Origin of the sequence: Amycolatopsis sp. TNS106 (assembly GCF_019330265.1) — a bacterium.
Classification (GTDB): Bacteria; Actinomycetota; Actinomycetes; order Mycobacteriales; family Pseudonocardiaceae; genus Amycolatopsis; species Amycolatopsis lurida.
Map to the genome: position 1 here is coordinate 2,709,739 of NZ_CP024972.1, position 15,448 is coordinate 2,725,186.

At 71.2% G+C, this 15,448-nt stretch carries 12 protein-coding genes; 7 read left to right on the plus strand and 5 right to left on the minus strand.

The annotated features are described in order from the left end of the window. Positions 1-32: 32 nt before the first annotated feature. Complete coding sequence (locus CVV72_RS12200) at positions 33-1,631, plus strand: glycoside hydrolase family 13 protein (RefSeq protein WP_219152543.1); 1,599 nt, start codon at positions 33-35, stop codon at positions 1,629-1,631. On the opposite strand, the gene CVV72_RS12205 is transcribed toward CVV72_RS12200, so the two are convergent. Next, positions 1,632-3,197, minus strand: coding sequence for a BTAD domain-containing putative transcriptional regulator (locus tag CVV72_RS12205; RefSeq protein WP_219152544.1), 1,566 nt, complete (start codon positions 3,195-3,197; stop codon positions 1,632-1,634). A 139-nt stretch (positions 3,198-3,336) separates the two neighbouring features. Between CVV72_RS12205 and CVV72_RS12210 the strand changes: the two genes are divergently transcribed. Further along, entirely contained in the window at positions 3,337-3,768 is a 432-nt protein-coding gene (locus CVV72_RS12210) for an organic hydroperoxide resistance protein (protein ID WP_219152545.1), read from the plus strand. A gap of 31 nt (positions 3,769-3,799) precedes the next feature. Here the strand turns inward: CVV72_RS12210 and CVV72_RS12215 are convergent, their stop codons facing one another. Beyond that, positions 3,800-6,511, minus strand: coding sequence for a LuxR family transcriptional regulator (locus CVV72_RS12215; protein WP_219152546.1), 2,712 nt, complete (start codon positions 6,509-6,511; stop codon positions 3,800-3,802). A gap of 315 nt (positions 6,512-6,826) precedes the next feature. Between CVV72_RS12215 and CVV72_RS12220 the strand changes: the two genes are divergently transcribed. The 4 genes from CVV72_RS12220 to CVV72_RS12235 all read left to right on the plus strand — a co-directional run bounded on the left by CVV72_RS12220 (position 6,827) and on the right by CVV72_RS12235 (position 11,717). Continuing rightward, positions 6,827-8,404, plus strand: coding sequence for a tannase/feruloyl esterase family alpha/beta hydrolase (locus tag CVV72_RS12220; protein ID WP_219152547.1), 1,578 nt, complete (start codon positions 6,827-6,829; stop codon positions 8,402-8,404). Positions 8,405-8,746: 342 nt separating this feature from the next. Next, positions 8,747-10,093, plus strand: a complete 1,347-nt coding sequence (locus tag CVV72_RS12225; protein ID WP_219152548.1) for an alpha-lytic protease prodomain-containing protein — start codon at positions 8,747-8,749, stop codon at positions 10,091-10,093. Continuing rightward, positions 10,078-10,719 (plus strand): sigma-70 family RNA polymerase sigma factor, encoded by a 642-nt coding sequence (locus tag CVV72_RS12230; RefSeq protein WP_219152549.1) that lies wholly within the window; start codon positions 10,078-10,080, stop codon positions 10,717-10,719. Before CVV72_RS12225 ends, CVV72_RS12230 begins: the two co-directional genes overlap by 16 nt. After that, on the plus strand, positions 10,716-11,717 hold the full coding sequence (locus CVV72_RS12235; RefSeq protein ID WP_219152550.1) for a LysR substrate-binding domain-containing protein: 1,002 nt from the start codon (positions 10,716-10,718) through the stop codon (positions 11,715-11,717). Before CVV72_RS12230 ends, CVV72_RS12235 begins: the two co-directional genes overlap by 4 nt. A 6-nt stretch (positions 11,718-11,723) precedes the next feature. Here CVV72_RS12235 and CVV72_RS12240 read toward each other — a convergent pair whose 3' ends face one another. Beyond that, positions 11,724-11,960: a hypothetical protein gene (locus CVV72_RS12240; protein WP_219152551.1), complete on the minus strand. Its 237-nt coding sequence runs from the start codon at positions 11,958-11,960 to the stop codon at positions 11,724-11,726. A 146-nt stretch (positions 11,961-12,106) separates the two neighbouring features. Between CVV72_RS12240 and CVV72_RS12245 the strand changes: the two genes are divergently transcribed. Further along, positions 12,107-12,586 (plus strand): DUF6130 family protein, encoded by a 480-nt coding sequence (locus tag CVV72_RS12245; RefSeq protein ID WP_255632649.1) that lies wholly within the window; start codon positions 12,107-12,109, stop codon positions 12,584-12,586. A gap of 1,202 nt (positions 12,587-13,788) precedes the next feature. Here CVV72_RS12245 and CVV72_RS12250 read toward each other — a convergent pair. Both CVV72_RS12250 and CVV72_RS12255 read right to left on the minus strand, forming a co-directional pair. Next, entirely contained in the window at positions 13,789-14,130 is a 342-nt protein-coding gene (locus tag CVV72_RS12250) for a hypothetical protein (protein ID WP_219152552.1), read from the minus strand. 221 nt (positions 14,131-14,351) lie between these two features. Beyond that, positions 14,352-15,359: a hydroxyacid dehydrogenase gene (locus CVV72_RS12255; RefSeq protein WP_219152553.1), complete on the minus strand. Its 1,008-nt coding sequence runs from the start codon at positions 15,357-15,359 to the stop codon at positions 14,352-14,354. Positions 15,360-15,448 lie beyond the last annotated feature (89 nt).

The following is a 15,448-nucleotide window of genomic DNA, read 5'->3' on the forward strand; positions in this document are numbered from 1 at the left end:
GGTATCCACGAACGACTGAGGAGGGCACTTCCGTGACCGCATTGGGGCAGTCCGCCGGATGGTGGCGGAGCGCGGCGATCTACCAGGTCTACATCCGCAGTTTCGCCGATGGGAACGGCGACGGCATCGGCGATCTCGCCGGGGTCCGCGCGCGGCTGGACTACCTGGCCGAGCTGGGGATCGACGCGATCTGGTTCACCCCGTGGTATCCGTCGCCGATGGACGACGGCGGCTACGACGTCGCCGACTTCCGGGACATCGACCCGCTCTTCGGCACCCTCGCCGAAGCGGAGGACCTGATCGCCGCGGCCCACGCCAAAGGGATCCGCGTGATCATCGACATCGTGCCGAACCATTGCTCCGACGAGCACCGCTGGTTCGCCGACGCACTCGCGGCGGAGCCGGGATCACCGGAACGGCAACGGTTCTGGTTCCGGCCGGGGCGCGGACCGGACGGCTCCGAGCCGCCGAACAACTGGCAGTCGCGCTTCGGCGGCTCCGCGTGGACCCGGGTTCCGGACGGCGAGTGGTACCTGCATCTCTACAGCTCGCGCCAGCCGGACTTCAACTGGGACAACCAGGACATCCGTGCCGATTTCGAGGACGTGCTGCGGTTCTGGTTCGACCGCGGGGTCGACGGCTTCCGCATCGACGTCGCCGACGGGCTGGTGAAGGACCCGCGCCTGCCCGACGTCGCTCCCGGCGACGAGACGCCGTTCTCCGATCAGGAGGGGCTGCACGAGATCTACCGGTCGTGGCGCAAGATCGCCGACAGCTACCCGGGCGACCGGGTGATGGTCGGCGAGATGTGGCTGCCGGACATGTCGCGGGCCGCGCGGTACCTCCGCCGCGACGAGCTGCACGCGGCGTTCAACTTCGATTTCCTGGTGTGCCCGTGGGATTCCACGCGCTTCCGGGACGTCATCGAGCGGACGCTGGCGGCGCACGAGGAGGTCGGCGCGCCCGCGGCCTGGGTGCTGTCGAACCACGACGTCACCCGGCACGTGACCCGGTACGGCCGTGAAGGTGACACCGGTTTCGCGTTCGCCGACCGGCTGCACGGCACCCCGGTGGACCGCGAACTCGGGACCCGGCGGGCACGGGCTGCGGCGTTGCTGACCATGGCACTGCCCGGTGGGCTGTACGTCTATCAGGGGGAGGAGCTCGGCCTGTGGGAGGTCGAGGACATCCCGGACGGACTCCGTCAGGATCCAGTGTGGGCCCGCACGAACGGCGCCGATCCCGGCCGTGACGGCTGCCGCGTCCCGCTCCCCTGGTCCGGTGACGCGCCGCCGTTCGGTTTCGGCGGCGGTGGGACGTGGCTGCCCCAGCCCGAGGAATGGCGCTCCAACACGGCGGAGGCGCAGGAGGCCGATCCGGCGTCGATGCTCCGGCTCTACCGCGCCGGATTGCGCCTGCGGAGCGAACTGCCCGCGCTCGGCCCCGGCGCTCTGGATTGGCTGGCACTGGGCGACCACGTGCTCGCCTTCACCCGGGAGCCGGGTTTCACCTTCGTGCTGAACTTCTCGGACAAGCCGGTGGCGCTGCCGCCGCACCGCGAAGTGCTCCTGGCCAGTGGCCCCGTCGACGGTGCTCTCCCGATGGACACGGCGGTGTGGCTGCGCACCTGATCACCGGCCGGTCGTGACCCGGCTGATCCGGCCGCGCATCCTTGCGCGGCCCGCCGGGTCACGCCACCGGAGGTGTCTGTCGAGCACTTCACGGAGCACACCGCCGAGGACGAGGCCGTGGGTGGCGGTCTCGACGCAGGGGTGGTCGCGGAGCCAGTCGAACAGCTCCGACGACCGTCCTCCCGGCAGCACCGACCGGAGGAGGTCTTCGGTGGTGTGCTCCGCTTGCGCGCACACGTACAACGCCCACCGGTGTGCCTCCGTCGGCGGATCACCGGCCAGATGCGCGTAAACGGTGTCCACCACGTAGCGCTCCGCGTCAGGCCGTGGCGACCTGCTCACCTCGGCGGCCAGCGAGAGCGCGAACGGGTTGCCCGCCGCGAAGTCCACAATGGACTCCCGCAGAGCCGCGGCGACACCACGGGCTTCGAGCAGCGCCGAGGACTCGTTCTCGCTCAAGGCTTCGAGCTTCCGGATCCGGGTCCTCCCCGCCCACGCCGGATCGACCAGCAGCGTGGCGTCCGGCCCGGTCCGGCTCGCGATCACGACCGTGGCGTCTCGGGGCAGGCGGCGCAGGACTCCCGCCGGATCGTCGAGCCCGTCGAACAGCCGCACGGGTTTGCCCATGGCCGCCGCGTCGTCGGCGAACTTCCGAAGCAGGGTCGACTTCCCGATGCCGGGTGGTCCGCTGAGGAACAGGACCTCGGCACCGTCGGCCGGGTCTCTCGTGAGCAGCCGCCGGAATTCCGCCCGTTCGCGCTCGCGGCCGACGAACAGCGGAGCCGAGTCACGGAGGCCGGGCGCCGGATCGTCCTCGGCGCGAAGCACCTTCTCATGCAGCGCCCGCAGTTTCGGTCCCGGCCGGACCCCGAGTTCTTCGTCGAACAGTTCGTGGATCGAGCGGTACAGTTCGAGCGCCTCGGCCCGGCGCCCGCCGCGATGAAGGGCGAGAAGGTAGATCTCGTACAGTGGCTCCTCGAGCCGGTTCCGCTCGATCAGCACGGGTACTTCGGCCATCACCTCGTCGTGTTCCCCGAGTTCGAGGCGCAGCCGGAGCAGTTCCTGGGTGACGGTCAGTTTCAGTCGCTCCAGGCGCGAGCGCTCCTGTTCGGCCGCTTCGCCGGGGACGCCGGCCAGCGCCGTTCCGGTCCACAGTCCGAGCGCGCGTTCCAGCAGCTTCGCGGCCGTGTCCACGTCGTGCGACTGACGCGCGCTCTCGATCAGCCGGGCGAATTCGACGGCGTCCACCTCGAAGCGGTCCGGGTCCAGCCGGTAGCCGCCGGACCGCGAGACGATCGCCGAACCCAAGCCCTGCAAGGAGAGCAGCCGCCGGAGGCGGGAGATGTAGGTACGGATGACCGCCTCACCGGTGGCCGGCGCCCGTTCGCCCCAGAGCCCGTCGATGAGCTCACCGGTGCGGACGAAACTGCCCTCGTTGGCCAGCAACAGCATCAAGACCGCCTGCTGCTGCGGCGAGCCGAGGTCGATCCGGGTGCCGCCGCTGGTGAAACCGGGCGGGCCGAGCACGGTGAAGCGATACCGGACTTCCTGCGGCAGGCTGGACATGAGCGGAAAAGTAGGCGAGCCCGCGCGACGGCCGCGAGCGTCGGACGACGTCATCGGCGTACGTCGTCCACCCATGACGTACAGGAATGACGTCGTCCGACGGTCGCCGCCGTCAGGGCGGGATTCCTACGGTTGCGGCATGTCTGAAACCACGTACACCGCCGTCGCCACGTCGACCGCGGAAGGCCGCAACGGCGGCCGGGCGACCTCCGACGACGGCGTGCTCGATGTCGGCCTCGCCGTCCCCAAGGCCTTCGGCGGCTCCGGCGACGGCACGAACCCGGAACAGCTGTTCGCCGCGGGCTGGGCGTCGTGCTTCGTCGGCGCCGTCCGCCGCGTCGCGGGCGTCAAGAAGGTCAAGCTGGACGACCTCGCCGTCGTCGCCGAGGTGACGCTCCACCACGACACCGAAACAGGTGAGTTCCACCTGAGCGCCGCGCTGCACCTGGAGGCCACCGGAATCGACCAGGCCACCGCCGACGAGCTGGTCCAGGGCGCGCACCAGGTGTGCCCGTACTCGAAGGCGACGCGGGGGAACGTGGAAGTGACGTTGGACGCGACGGTCGCCTGAGATGTCGCGCTCGTGAGAGGTAAGGACGGTTCTAACCGTCCTTACCACTCACGAGGCCCAAGGCTTTCTTGAGTTCCGCCCGCGAACTCACCCCGAGCTTGGGGAAGATCCGGTGCAGGTGCGTGCCGACCGTCCGGTGCGACAGGTAGAGCCGCTGTCCGATCTCCCGGTTCGTCAGGCCCTCCGCGGCCAGCTGCACGATGCTCAGCTCGTGCGGGGTCAGCTTTTCCCGCGCGTCGGGACCGCGGTTGGGGCTGGACTCCCCCGCGCTCCGCAGTTCACGGCGCGCGCGTTCGGCCCACGCGGTCATGCCGAGCGCGTCGAACGTCTCCCGCGCGGTGCGCAGATGCGCCCGCGAGTCTACGGCGCGCCGCTGCCGCCGCAGCCATTCGCCGTAGGCCAGGTGCAGCCGCCCGCGTTCGGCGGGCCAGCCGTCCAGCTCCGCCTCCAGCGCGGCCTCGAACAGCTCGTCACCCGGTTGCAGGACGGCGCGGGCGAAGCGCAAGCCGATGCGCAGTGCGGGCGCCGGAGTGATCAGGGCGAGCTGTTCCATCTCCGCGACGATCTCGCGCAACGCGTCGACCTGGCCGGCCCGGACCGCGACCTCAGCGAGTTCCGCGACGAAGTAGACGCGGAGCGCAGGCTGGCAGGCGGGATCGGCGGGGTCGAACAGGCGTCGCAGGTCGGCGAACGCGTCGTCGAAGCGGCCCTCGCTCGACGCGGCGATCCCCTTGGCGAGTTGCACGGTCGCCAGCACCGGCCGGGCACCGGCGGCGAGCGCGCTCCGTTCGGCTTCGACGGCCAGTGCCTTGGCCTGTTTGTGGTCGCCCCGCAGGGCGGCGATCTCGGCCTGGACCGCGGTCGCGAGGCCGTACATGAACGGCTGCCCGGTCTCCTCGGCGAATCGGGCGGCTTCCGCCGCGACCGGCACGGCCGCGGCGAGGTCGCCGAGCCGGACCCGGCTCCACGCCAGCACCGCCAGCGCTCGCGGCAACAGGCCGAGCCTGCCTTGTGCCCGCAGCCCCGGCGCCGCGGCCGCGGAGAACCGGGCCGCCAGATCGACCGCGCCGACCTGCAGCGACGCGCTGCCGAGAAATCGGTCGACCTCGGGGTCGGCACCGGTGACGGCGGCGAGTTCGCGCAGCTCGCGGAGCACCGATCCGGCCCGGTCGAACGGCGCCACGTAGGCGGCGACGGCGACCAGGCGCGGGTCCGAGTCCTCGACCGGGAGCCGGTCCGCGACGCCCAGCAGCATGCGCCGCGTGTCCTCGCCGGGCTCGGCCCAGAAACAGCGCATGGCAGCACCCCACAGGACCCGCATCGCCGGATCCGGCTGGCCGTCCTCCGCGACCGACTCGGCCAGCCGCGCCAGTTCCGCGACCCGTGACAGGTCCTCGCGGACGCCGTCCTCGAACCCGCTGAGCAGCCAGCTCGCCGTCGCTCGTTGCCGTGGCGTCAGGTCTCCCGCGCGGGCGTCCCGGACGAGTCGTTCCGCCGTCTCCCGGCCGCCGGATTCGACGGCCAGCTCGGCCGCGCGCAGCAGCCGGTCCGCCCGTCGTTCCGGATCGGCGCTCACCAGCGCCGCTTGCTCCAGCGCGGCGGCGGCGGCCGCCACTCCGCCGCGGTGCCGGGCGCGGTCGGCGGCGTGGTCCAGTTCGCGGGCCACGTCCTCGTCGGCGCCGGTCGCCGCGGCCGCCCGATGCCAGGCGCCGCGGTCCGGCTGCTCACGGAAGACCTCGGCGAGGCTCAGGTGTGCGCGGCGCCGTTCCCCGGCGGACACCGAGGCGGGGATGGCCGAGCGCATCAGCGGATGCCGGAAAGTGACCACGCGGGTTTCGAGATCGATCAACCGGGTTTCGACGGCGGGTGCCAGCACCGACGGTTCGAGGACCTCGCCCAGCAGCGCGCCTGCCGCCGCGAGGGTCTCGGCGAGCGAGCCGGTCTCGTTGAGAGCGGCTACCAGCGAAGTCGTCCGGGCCGGTTCCGGCAGCGCCGCGAACCGCGCCCCGAACGTTCGCTGGAGCCGTTCGGTCAGCGGCAGCACGGGTTCGAGCGCCTCGGTCACGGCCGACGGCAGCTCGGTCAGGGCCAGCGGATTCCCGTCGGCCTCGGCGAGCACGCGGGACCGGGTCGTCGAGGAAAGGCCCGGGGCGACGGAATCGAGCAATTCGGCCGACACGTCGCCGGGAAGGCGCTCCAGGTCCATTGAGGACAGTCCCGCGTCCCGCAGCGGCGACGGCTCCCCGCCCCGGACGGTCGCGATCAGCACCATCGGCTCCGTCTCGATCCGCCTGGCGACGAACGCGAGCGCGTCGGCGCTCTCACGGTCCATCCAGTGGACGTCCTCGGCGACGATCAGCAACGGCTTGGCCGCCGCCTCGTCCGAGAGCAGCGTCAACGCGGCGAGCCCGACCAGATACGGGTTGGGCTCCGCTCCTTCGGCGAGCCCCAGCGCCGCCCCGAGCGCGGACCTCTGCGGTGCGGGCAGGCTGTCGGCACCGGCCCGGACCGGATGGAGCAGCTGGTGCAGGGCGGCGTACGCGAAGTTCCGTTCGGCCTCGGCGCCGGTCGCGCGCAACACCCGCAGGCCACCGAGGGCCGCGGCGGCCACCGCCTCCGCCACGAGGGCGGACTTGCCGACGCCCGGTTCGCCCTGGACGAGAACACCGCCGCAGCCCGCGGCGGGCCCGTCGACCAGCTCGGACAGATCCTTCAGTTCGGCTTCCCGTCCGAAAAGCGGCATGGTGCGGCATTCCTCCCGTCGGCCGTGGGCGGCCGCCCGTCCGACGATACCCAAACGGTCCGGTCAGGACTCCCGGCGCCGTCCACTGGATGTAGACGGCGTGTCAACACGATCGGCCTAGCGTCGTCTGAGCCACCACGACGCGACCTGCGCGAGCGACGGCGTCTATCGCGCAGGGCAGGCGATCACCGAGGAGAGCGGCCCAGGCTACGTCCACATCGGACGGAACCTGGGCACGGAACCGGTCGTGCTCGAGGTGCTCTACCGGGTGCCCGACCTCGGCTGTTCGTTCGACTGAATCCCTGAAGGAAAGTGATGAGACGCAAGAAGTTGTTCCTGGCGGCGGCACCGCTGGCCGCCCTGCTGCCGCTGGTGCTGACCTCGGTCACCCAGACGGCGCCCGCCGAGGCGGCGGCGACGTCGTGCGCGGCGGTCCCGGTTTCGGCGCCCGACGGCGCGCGGATCGAGTCCGTCCGGGCCGAGCCGAAGCCCGGCGGGACCGTCACGTTCCCGCCCACCCCGTTCTCGGCCCCCGCCGCGATCACGGACGTGCCCGCGTACTGCGAAATCACCGTCACGCTGACCCACGGCACGGCGGGTGACCACGTCAAGGTCGCCGTCGCGCTGCCCCGGACCGGGTGGACCGGCAGGCTCCAGGCGGTCGGCGGCAGCGCCTACACCGCCGGTGACTTCGGTGCCCCGCTGGTCCAGGCCGTCAAGGACGGCTACAGCGGCGTGACGACCGACGCCGGTGTCCCGCTGACCTTCCTCGACACCTCGTGGGCACTCACGCCCCAGGGCCAGATCGACAAGACCCTGGTGACGAACTTCGCCACCCGTTCCGTGCACGAAGCCGCTCTCGTCGGCAAGGACGTGACACAGAAGTTCTACCAGCGCGAAGTCGCCTACTCGTACTGGAACGGGTGCTCGACCGGTGGCCGTCAGGGCTACTCGGAAGCGCAGCGGTACCCGGGAGACTTCGACGGCGTCCTGGCGAACGCCCCCGCCGTGCACTGGGCGGAGTTCGCGGTCGCGACCCTCTGGCCGCGCGTCGTGATGAACCAGGAGAAGACCTTCCCGGCGGCCTGCGTCTTCACCGCTTTCCAGCAGGCGGCGATCAAGGCCTGCGACGGCCGCGACGGGGTCACCAACGGCATCGTGGACCGGCCCGACGAATGCGGTTACGACCCTCGATCGCTCATCGGCACGAAGGTGCGCTGCGGCGACCGGGAGGTCACCGTCACCGCGGCGGACGCCGAAGTCGTCCGCAAGATCTGGGCCGGGCCGGCCGACGAGCACGGGCGACGGCTCTGGGCCGGTCTCCCCAAGGGTGCGGACTTCGGCCCGGTGACGAACGCTCCCGGTTTCCCGGTGGCCGTGGGGTGGGTTCAGACGTTCCTGGAGAAGCAGCCCGGATTCGACACCGAGAAGATCACCTATCGCCAGTTCGCCGACCTGTTCCGCCAGTCGGTGCGGGAGTACGACGACGTCATCGGGGCCTCGGACCCCGACTTGTCGGCGTTCCGCCGTGCGGGCGGCAAGCTGATCTCCTTCGTCGGCTCCGACGACCAGCTGATCCCACCGGGCGGCACGCTGCAGTACCGCCGCGAGGTCGAGCGCGAGATGGGCGGCCCGAAGCGCGTCAATGACTTCTACCGGCTGTTCCTCGCGCCGGGTGTCGCGCACTGCTCCGGCGGCGCCGGCGCCGCACCGACGAACGCGCTGGGCGCGCTCGTCGACTGGGTCGAACGCGGCAAGGCGCCGTCGACCCTGTCCGCGGCGAACGGCGACAAGACCCTCACCCGCGATCTCTGCCCGTATCCGCAAGTATCGCGCTACCGCGGCCACGGTGATCCCGCGGTGGCCACGAGCTACCGCTGCACCGGCCACTGAGGCCACCCGCACCAGTGCCCGTCGTGCCGTCGCCCCCTCCGGCACGACGGGCACTTCCCCACACTGTGAGAAGTTCCGGCGTTCCCTTTGCCATACCCCTCAAAAGTACGGTATTGACGACAATGGACACCGGATCTCGAGCCGGTGCCACCTTTCTCCCGGCAGCGGTTGAACCGTTGCACCGCAACGAAATCGCCACCCGGATCAGCACGGACCGCCGCCATATCACCCCGCGTTCCAGCCGGGCGATATGACCCAAATGGTATGTACCAGTTGCGTGATCCGCCTCGTACGGTCGGGGACGAATCCCCCTCCCCCGCCCGTTTCGAGGAAAGCGTTGAAATGAACAGAAAGATCTTAGCCGCCACAGCCGCGGCCATAGCCGGGGCAGGCCTGGTCACCGCCATCGCCCTCACCCCCAACGCGAGCGCCGGTCAGCAGGCCACCGCCGGTGACCAGTCCCAGTCCGAAATGCTGGCCGCGATGGCCCGCGACCTGAAGATCAGCCCGGAACAGGCCAAGCTCCGCCTCGCGAGCGAACAGCGTGCCGCGGTCGCCGACACCACGCTGAAGAAGCAGCTCGGCACGTCGTACGCCGGATCGTGGCTGGACGGTTCCGGGACCACCCTGACCGTCGCGGTCACCGACGCCGCCGTGGGCGACCTGGTGCGTGCCGCGGGAGCCACCCCGAAGACGGTCGCCCGCAGTGCCGCCGATCTCGACGCGGCGAAGCTGCGGCTCGACGCCAAGTCCGCCAAGGCACCGAAGACCGTGCCGGGCTGGTTCACCGACGTCACCACCAACTCGATCGTCGTGCTCGCCAACGCCGGCGGCGAAGGCGCTGCGAAGTCGTGGGCGGCCGAGGCCGGTGTGCCGTCCGACCTGGTCCGGGTCGAGGCCAGCACCGAACAGCCGCGCCCGCTGATCGACATCATCGGCGGCAACGCCTACACCTTCGGCTCGGGCCGGTGCTCCATCGGTTTCGCGGTCGACGGCGGCTTCGTGACCGCCGGGCACTGCGGCAGGACCGGAACCCGCACCTCGAACCCGAGCGGGAGCGTCGCCGGCTCTAGCTTCCCCGGCAACGACTACGCCTGGGTCCGCGCCGACGCGGGCAACACCCCGCGCCCGCTGGTGAACCGTTACCCCGGAACCGTGCCGGTCGCCGGTTCGACCGAGGCCCCGGTCAACTCCTCGGTGTGCCGCTCCGGCTCCACCACGGGCTGGCGCTGCGGCACCATCCTGCAGAAGAACACCTCGGTCACCTACCCCGAGGGCACCATCACCGGCCTGACCCGGACCAACGCCTGCGCCGAGCCCGGTGACTCCGGCGGTTCCTGGCTCACCGGCGATCAGGCACAGGGCGTCACCTCCGGCGGCTCCGGGAACTGCACCTCCGGCGGCACCATCTACTTCCAGCCGATCTCGGAGATCCTGAGCGTCTACAACCTGCGCCTGACGGTCAGTGGCAACCCGCCGTCCAGCACCACCACGACGCCGACCACGCCCACCACCCCGACCAGCCCGACGACGTCGAACCCGCCGGGCGGCACCTGGGCGCCGTACACGTACTACGGCTCCGGCGCGACCGCCAGCTACGGCGGCAGCAACTACCGGGTCATCCAGCCGCACACCTCCATGCCCGGCTGGGAACCGCCGAACGTGCCCGCGCTTTGGGAACTCGCCTGACCTGGACCGCCCCCGGCGACCTCACCTCGCCGGGGGCGGCTCCTCTCCCTGACGACGGCGCGCTGACGGCGGATCTCGAGTCCCTCGTCCCCCGCGCCCGCCGCGGTGACCCCGCGGCGACGAGCGAGCTGATGAACATCGTCCAGCCGGTGGTCGCGGACTACTGCCGGAACAGGATGGACGGAACGGACGCGCGGGAGATCGCCGCGGACGACGTCGCGCAGGAGACCTGTCTCGCCGTACTCACCGCACTGCCGACCGCGCGGACCACCGGCGGTTCCTTCCTCACCGCCGTCCTGGGGATCGCCGCCCGGAAGGTCGCCGCTGCCTTCCGGAGGCGAGCCCGGGACAGGTCGGAACCCATGCCCGATCCGCCCGAGCACGCGACGCCCGAACCCAACGAACCCGAGTGGCAGGCCCTGGCGGCCGACGGTCACGACCGGTTGACGCGGCTGATGAGCAGCCTGCCCGACATCCAGCAGGAGATCCTCCGCCTGCGGATCACGGTCGGCCTGACGGCGCCCGAGGCCGGCGCGGTCCTGCGGGTGAGTCCCGGCCTGGTCCGGGTCGCCCAGCATCGAGCCCTGCACAAACTCCGCACGATCATCAGCGAGGACGACCTGTGATCAGCCCCCTGATCGGCCCCGGGGACGGCCATACCTGGCCGGTGGAGATCGATGTCCGGCATCTGCGGCTCCTCGACGCGATCGCGTCCGCGGGCAGCATGGCGAAGGCCGCGACCGCGCTCGGGCTCTCCCAGCCCGCGTTGAGCACGCAGCTCCACCGCGTCGAGCGGGCGCTGGAACGGACGGTGTTCGAACGCGACCGGCACGGCGTGCGGCCCACCGCGCTGGGCGAGGTGCTGCTGGACCACGCGCGCCGGGTACTGGCCGCGGCGGACGACCTCGAACTGGCGATCCGCCGGTTCCACAGCGCGCCTTCCGGGGAACCGCTCCGGATCGGCGCGCTTCCGACCGTCTTCGCCGAGGCGCTGAGCGGTGTGGTCGCCGCGGCGGCCCCCGGCCGTCCGGTCGAACTGCTGACGCTGACCAATCGGACAGGGTTGTTCTCGGCCCTGCGCGACGGCACGGTGGAATTGGCGCTGTACGCGGATCACCCTGGGCAGGAGATCGTCCCGCCCGAGGGCGTCCACCTGCTTCCCGTCGGCACGGAGCCGATCTTCGTGGCCGTGTCCCCGGAACATCCCGCCGCCGCACGCGGCGAGGTGTCGCTGGCCGACCTCCACGGCTCGGTCTGGCTGGTGCCGTCGGACGAGAACGACGAGTTCCCCGAGCACCTGGCCGACCAGTGCGCCCGCGCCGGCCTCGGTGCGATCACCGTCCGGAAACTGGACCCGACGGTGGTGCGCCGGACCGTCCAGCACGAACCCCGCGCGGTGGCACCCGTCCGCTCCCTCGATTCCGGTTCCGCGATTCCAGGACCGGTGGTGGCACTGCGCGGTGCGCCGCTGCGGACGAGGCATCTCCTGCTGTGGCGGGACGGCTCGTCCATCGACGTCCCCGCTGTCCGAAGTGGACTCATGCACGCGATCGCCGAGCCCGGCGTGATCCGGCATCGGCTTCCCGAATGGGCGGCGGCCAACCCCGGTTGGCTGGGCACCTGAGCGGATTCAGCGCTGGATGCAGTCGAGACCGAGGCCGAAGGTCGTGAGCACGTACTGACAGATGTGCGTCGCGTGCTCTTCGTCGGTTTCGAGGCAGCCCACCGGCACGCCCAGCAGATCGACCGCGCAGGACGCGTAGAACTGGTTCGGGCTGCCGGGCACCGGATCCGCGATGGCGGGCGAGGCGGTGACGGCGCCCAAGAACGTGACCGCGGCCGCCAAGGCGGCGATTCGAGTCTTCATGGTGCTCTCCCTTTTCCGTCGATGCCCCCGGGTTCCCCGGATCCGGCCGGTTCACTGGATGATCACCGGAAAGTGTCACGGTGACGTACACCGATGACGTCGTCCGACGGGCGCCGCGGCACCTTCGGCCGTCCTAGCGTGAATTCATGCCCGCACTTGGGAAAGCCGCTCTCGCCGCCGCCGTTCTGCTCACCGCCGCCTGTAGTGCTCCCCCGCCCGCCCCGCCGGTCGCCGCTCCCCCTGCCGCCGCGGCCGCCGCCGGCTGGTCGCCCGCTCCCGTGGTACCGCTGCCGTCGCAGCCTCCGCCGTCGCTGGTCGTGGACGAGCCGTTGCCCGAGCAGCTCGCGATGGGCCTCGTCGTACTGCGGTACCGGGCGGAAAACCTCCGGATCGTCCCGGTGTACGGCCCCGCCGCACTGGACGTCTCGCCCCGGATCGGCCATATCCACGTGACCGTCGACGACGCGGCGTGGCACTGGGCGGACGGCAGCGGGGAACCGCTGATCATCCAGTCACTGCCCGCGGGACCGCACAAGGTGTGGATCGGTCTCGCCGACCCGACGCACAAGATCCTCGACCAGAAGACGGTGAGCTTCGTCGTTCCCGCCCACGCCGGGCACCACTGAGAAGACGCTTCCATGCCACTGGATCAGTACTACCTACTCGGCCGCTCGGGACTACGCGTCAGCCGGGTCGCGCTCGGAACTTCGGTACGGGCGGCTTGAGTCTCATCGCCGAAGGTGCGCGACCGGGTTGTGCGCACCATCAGCTTGGCGAACGCGGCGACCCAAACGCGAGCCGGACCTGCGGGCGCTCCTCGACGGGGCCGGCGCCGTGCCGCCGGAGTCTGTGTCCCGGATGTTCACGCCCGCGGTGCGGAACCGGTGACTTGACCGCTGGCGCCTCGTGGGTCTGTCGCCGTTTTGTGGCGAAGGGCCATGTCGCCGTCCTGCGGCGATGGGACGCCGGTGACCCGTGTCGTCTGGCCGACCGATCCCGCCGCCATCCGTGGCCGTCGCCATTTCGCGGCAACAGACCGCGGGACCGAGTTGCGGAGACCTCAAGCCGCCGCTCGACGTCGCCGTTCTACGGCAACGGGCCGCCAGTGCCCTGTCACGTGACCGACCAATCCCGCCACACCCATGACCCGTCGCCGAATCGCGGCAACGACCCTCGGCCCGCCCGGCAGGATCCGATCCCACACCCCAACGGCCGTCGCCGTTTCGCGGCAACAGACCACGGGACCGAGATGCGGAGACCTCAAGCCGCCGCTCGACGTCGCCGTTCTACGGCAACGGGCCGCCAGTGCCCTGTCACGTGACCGACCAATCCCGCCACACCCATGACCCGTCGCCGAATCGCGGCAACGACCCTCGGCCCGCCCGGCAGGATCCGATCCCACACCCCAACGGCCGTCGCCGTTTCGCGGCAACAGACCACGGGACCGAGTTGCGGAGACCTCAAGCCGCCGCTCGACGTCGCCGTTCTACGGCAACGGGCCGCCAGTGCCCCTGTCACGTGACCGACCAATCCCGCCACCCGTCGCCGATACGCGGCAACGGGGCGGGGTCACTCAGAGCTTCACCGTTTCGCGGCGACCAGGCGGAGTCACTCAAAGCTTCGCCGATTCACGGCAACAAGCCGTGGCTCACAGTGCGTCGTGGTTGCCGACCACCCCAACGAAGGCCACCCACGCCAGCTCCCCGGCCGTCGCCGTTTCGCGGCAACAGTCCGTGGCGAATCCCCGCACCCGAACGGTAATCGGCGACGCCCCCACCGAGCCTGTCGCCGACTGCCGGCGAAGACCACAGGCGCGCCGTGCAGGTCGTTATACAGCCAGCCCCGCGAGGCGGGCCGAGGGGGCGGCGCGCACCCGGTCGTAGATCGTCCGCAGCCACGGCTTCCGAACAGCCGGGAGCCGCGCCAAGGTCTGCAGCAAGGCATCGGGCGAGGGAGGGAAACGGCCGCCCGGGCACTTCGGCAGCGGATCGTCGCAGGACGCCTGCCGGCATGCCCCGGCGACCGGCGCCGTCACCGGGTCGCGGCCGAAAGCCAGCCAAGTCCATACCTCGACGGCAACCGGCACCACGTCGGCCGCGCCCGAGTGCGGCCACGACCGCCCGGTCACCGGATGCCGTGGCACGAGCGCAAGGTCGTCGAATTCCGGCAATCCGGGACCCGCGAGCGCCAGGTTCCGGAGCAGCGGCCTGGGCCCAGCACGGCGACCTGGCCGCCCAGTGAATGGCCGGCCAGATCCGCCCGCCCCCCAGCAGATCGGTCACTTCGTCGGCCATCGCCGCGAGCGAATACCAATCGGCCCAAGCTGCCCAAGGCGTACAGCAGGACCATGGGCACCCCCGGCCCGCCGCCCCGTCGTCCGAACGGCGAGCATCAAGCCCTGAGGTGTGCCCGGTCCGGCGCGACGGCGTGCTCCAGCGGCTCACCGAGCACGAACCGCCGCAGCTCAGCCGCCACCAGCTCACCCATCCGAGCCCGTTCGGCACCCAGCGCGCCCGCCAGATGCGGCGTGAGCACCACGTTCGGCAACGTGTACAGCGGCGAGTCCGGCTCGGGCGGTTCGGGCCAGGTGACGTCGAGGATCGCCGTCAGATCGGGGCGCTCGCGCAGCACGGGGACGACCGACGGCTCGTCGACGACGGCACCGCGAGCGGTGTTGATCAGGGTCGCGCCGACGCCCATCCTGGCCACCAGCTCCCCATTGACCAGCCCTTCGGTCTCCGGGAGCAGCGGCGCGTGCAGGCTGACCACGGCACACGTGGCGAACAGTTCGTCCAGGCCCACCAGCCGTACGCCGAGACCGTCGGCCGTCGCCGCGTCGACGACGGGGTCGCTGGCGAGCACATCCACGTCGAAACCGCGCAAATGCGACGCGACGAGAGCACCGATCTCGCCGAGGCCGAGCAGCCCGACCCGCGACCGGTAGGCACCCGCGACCCTCGGATCCGGCGGATAGGCCCGCCGCTCCCGGATCTCCCGGGAGATCCGGTGCACCTGCTTGAGTCCTAAGAGGACCTGGGCAAGGGTGAACTCGGCGACCGGGACGGCGTTCGCGGCCGCGGCCGACACGATCGGCAGCTCGCGCGCCCAGAACTCGGGTGTGGTCAGCGGCCGGACCGAGCCGGCGGCGACGAGCACGGCCCGCAGGTCCCGCGCGTGTCCCAAAAGGACGGAGTCCAGCACCGGGGCGCCCCAGCCGGACAGCAGGATCTCGACGCCTTCCAGTGTCGCCGGGTCCTCCGCCAGCCGCTCACGGGTGAGCGGCTCACGCAGGTCCACCAGCGTTTCGATCTCCTTCAGCACCGCCTCGGGATAAACGTCGTCGCGGCGGCGTTCCTCCATCACGAGAAGTGCCGTCGGCCGGTGTCGCAGCTCGGTCATTCCTACCTCCGCGGCGACCATACATCGGATGCTTGACCCGGTCCACGCGCGGCGACTCCGTCGCACGGGCAAACCGTGCTGATTGAGAT

Bases quoted from the DNA above. Each gene is read 5' to 3' on its own strand.
- CVV72_RS12210 (WP_219152545.1), top strand. From the start codon at position 3,337: ATGTCTGAAACCACGTACACCGCCGTCGCCACGTCGACCGCGGAAGGC.
- CVV72_RS12255 (WP_219152553.1), bottom strand. From the start codon at position 15,359: ATGACCGAGCTGCGACACCGGCCGACGGCACTTCTCGTGATGGAGGAA.
- CVV72_RS12245 (WP_255632649.1), top strand. From the start codon at position 12,107: ATGCCCGCACTTGGGAAAGCCGCTCTCGCCGCCGCCGTTCTGCTCACC.
- CVV72_RS12240 (WP_219152551.1), bottom strand. From the start codon at position 11,960: ATGAAGACTCGAATCGCCGCCTTGGCGGCCGCGGTCACGTTCTTGGGC.
- CVV72_RS12215 (WP_219152546.1), bottom strand. From the start codon at position 6,511: ATGCCGCTTTTCGGACGGGAAGCCGAACTGAAGGATCTGTCCGAGCTG.
- CVV72_RS12220 (WP_219152547.1), top strand. From the start codon at position 6,827: ATGAGACGCAAGAAGTTGTTCCTGGCGGCGGCACCGCTGGCCGCCCTG.
- CVV72_RS12225 (WP_219152548.1), top strand. From the start codon at position 8,747: ATGAACAGAAAGATCTTAGCCGCCACAGCCGCGGCCATAGCCGGGGCA.
- CVV72_RS12205 (WP_219152544.1), bottom strand. From the start codon at position 3,197: ATGTCCAGCCTGCCGCAGGAAGTCCGGTATCGCTTCACCGTGCTCGGC.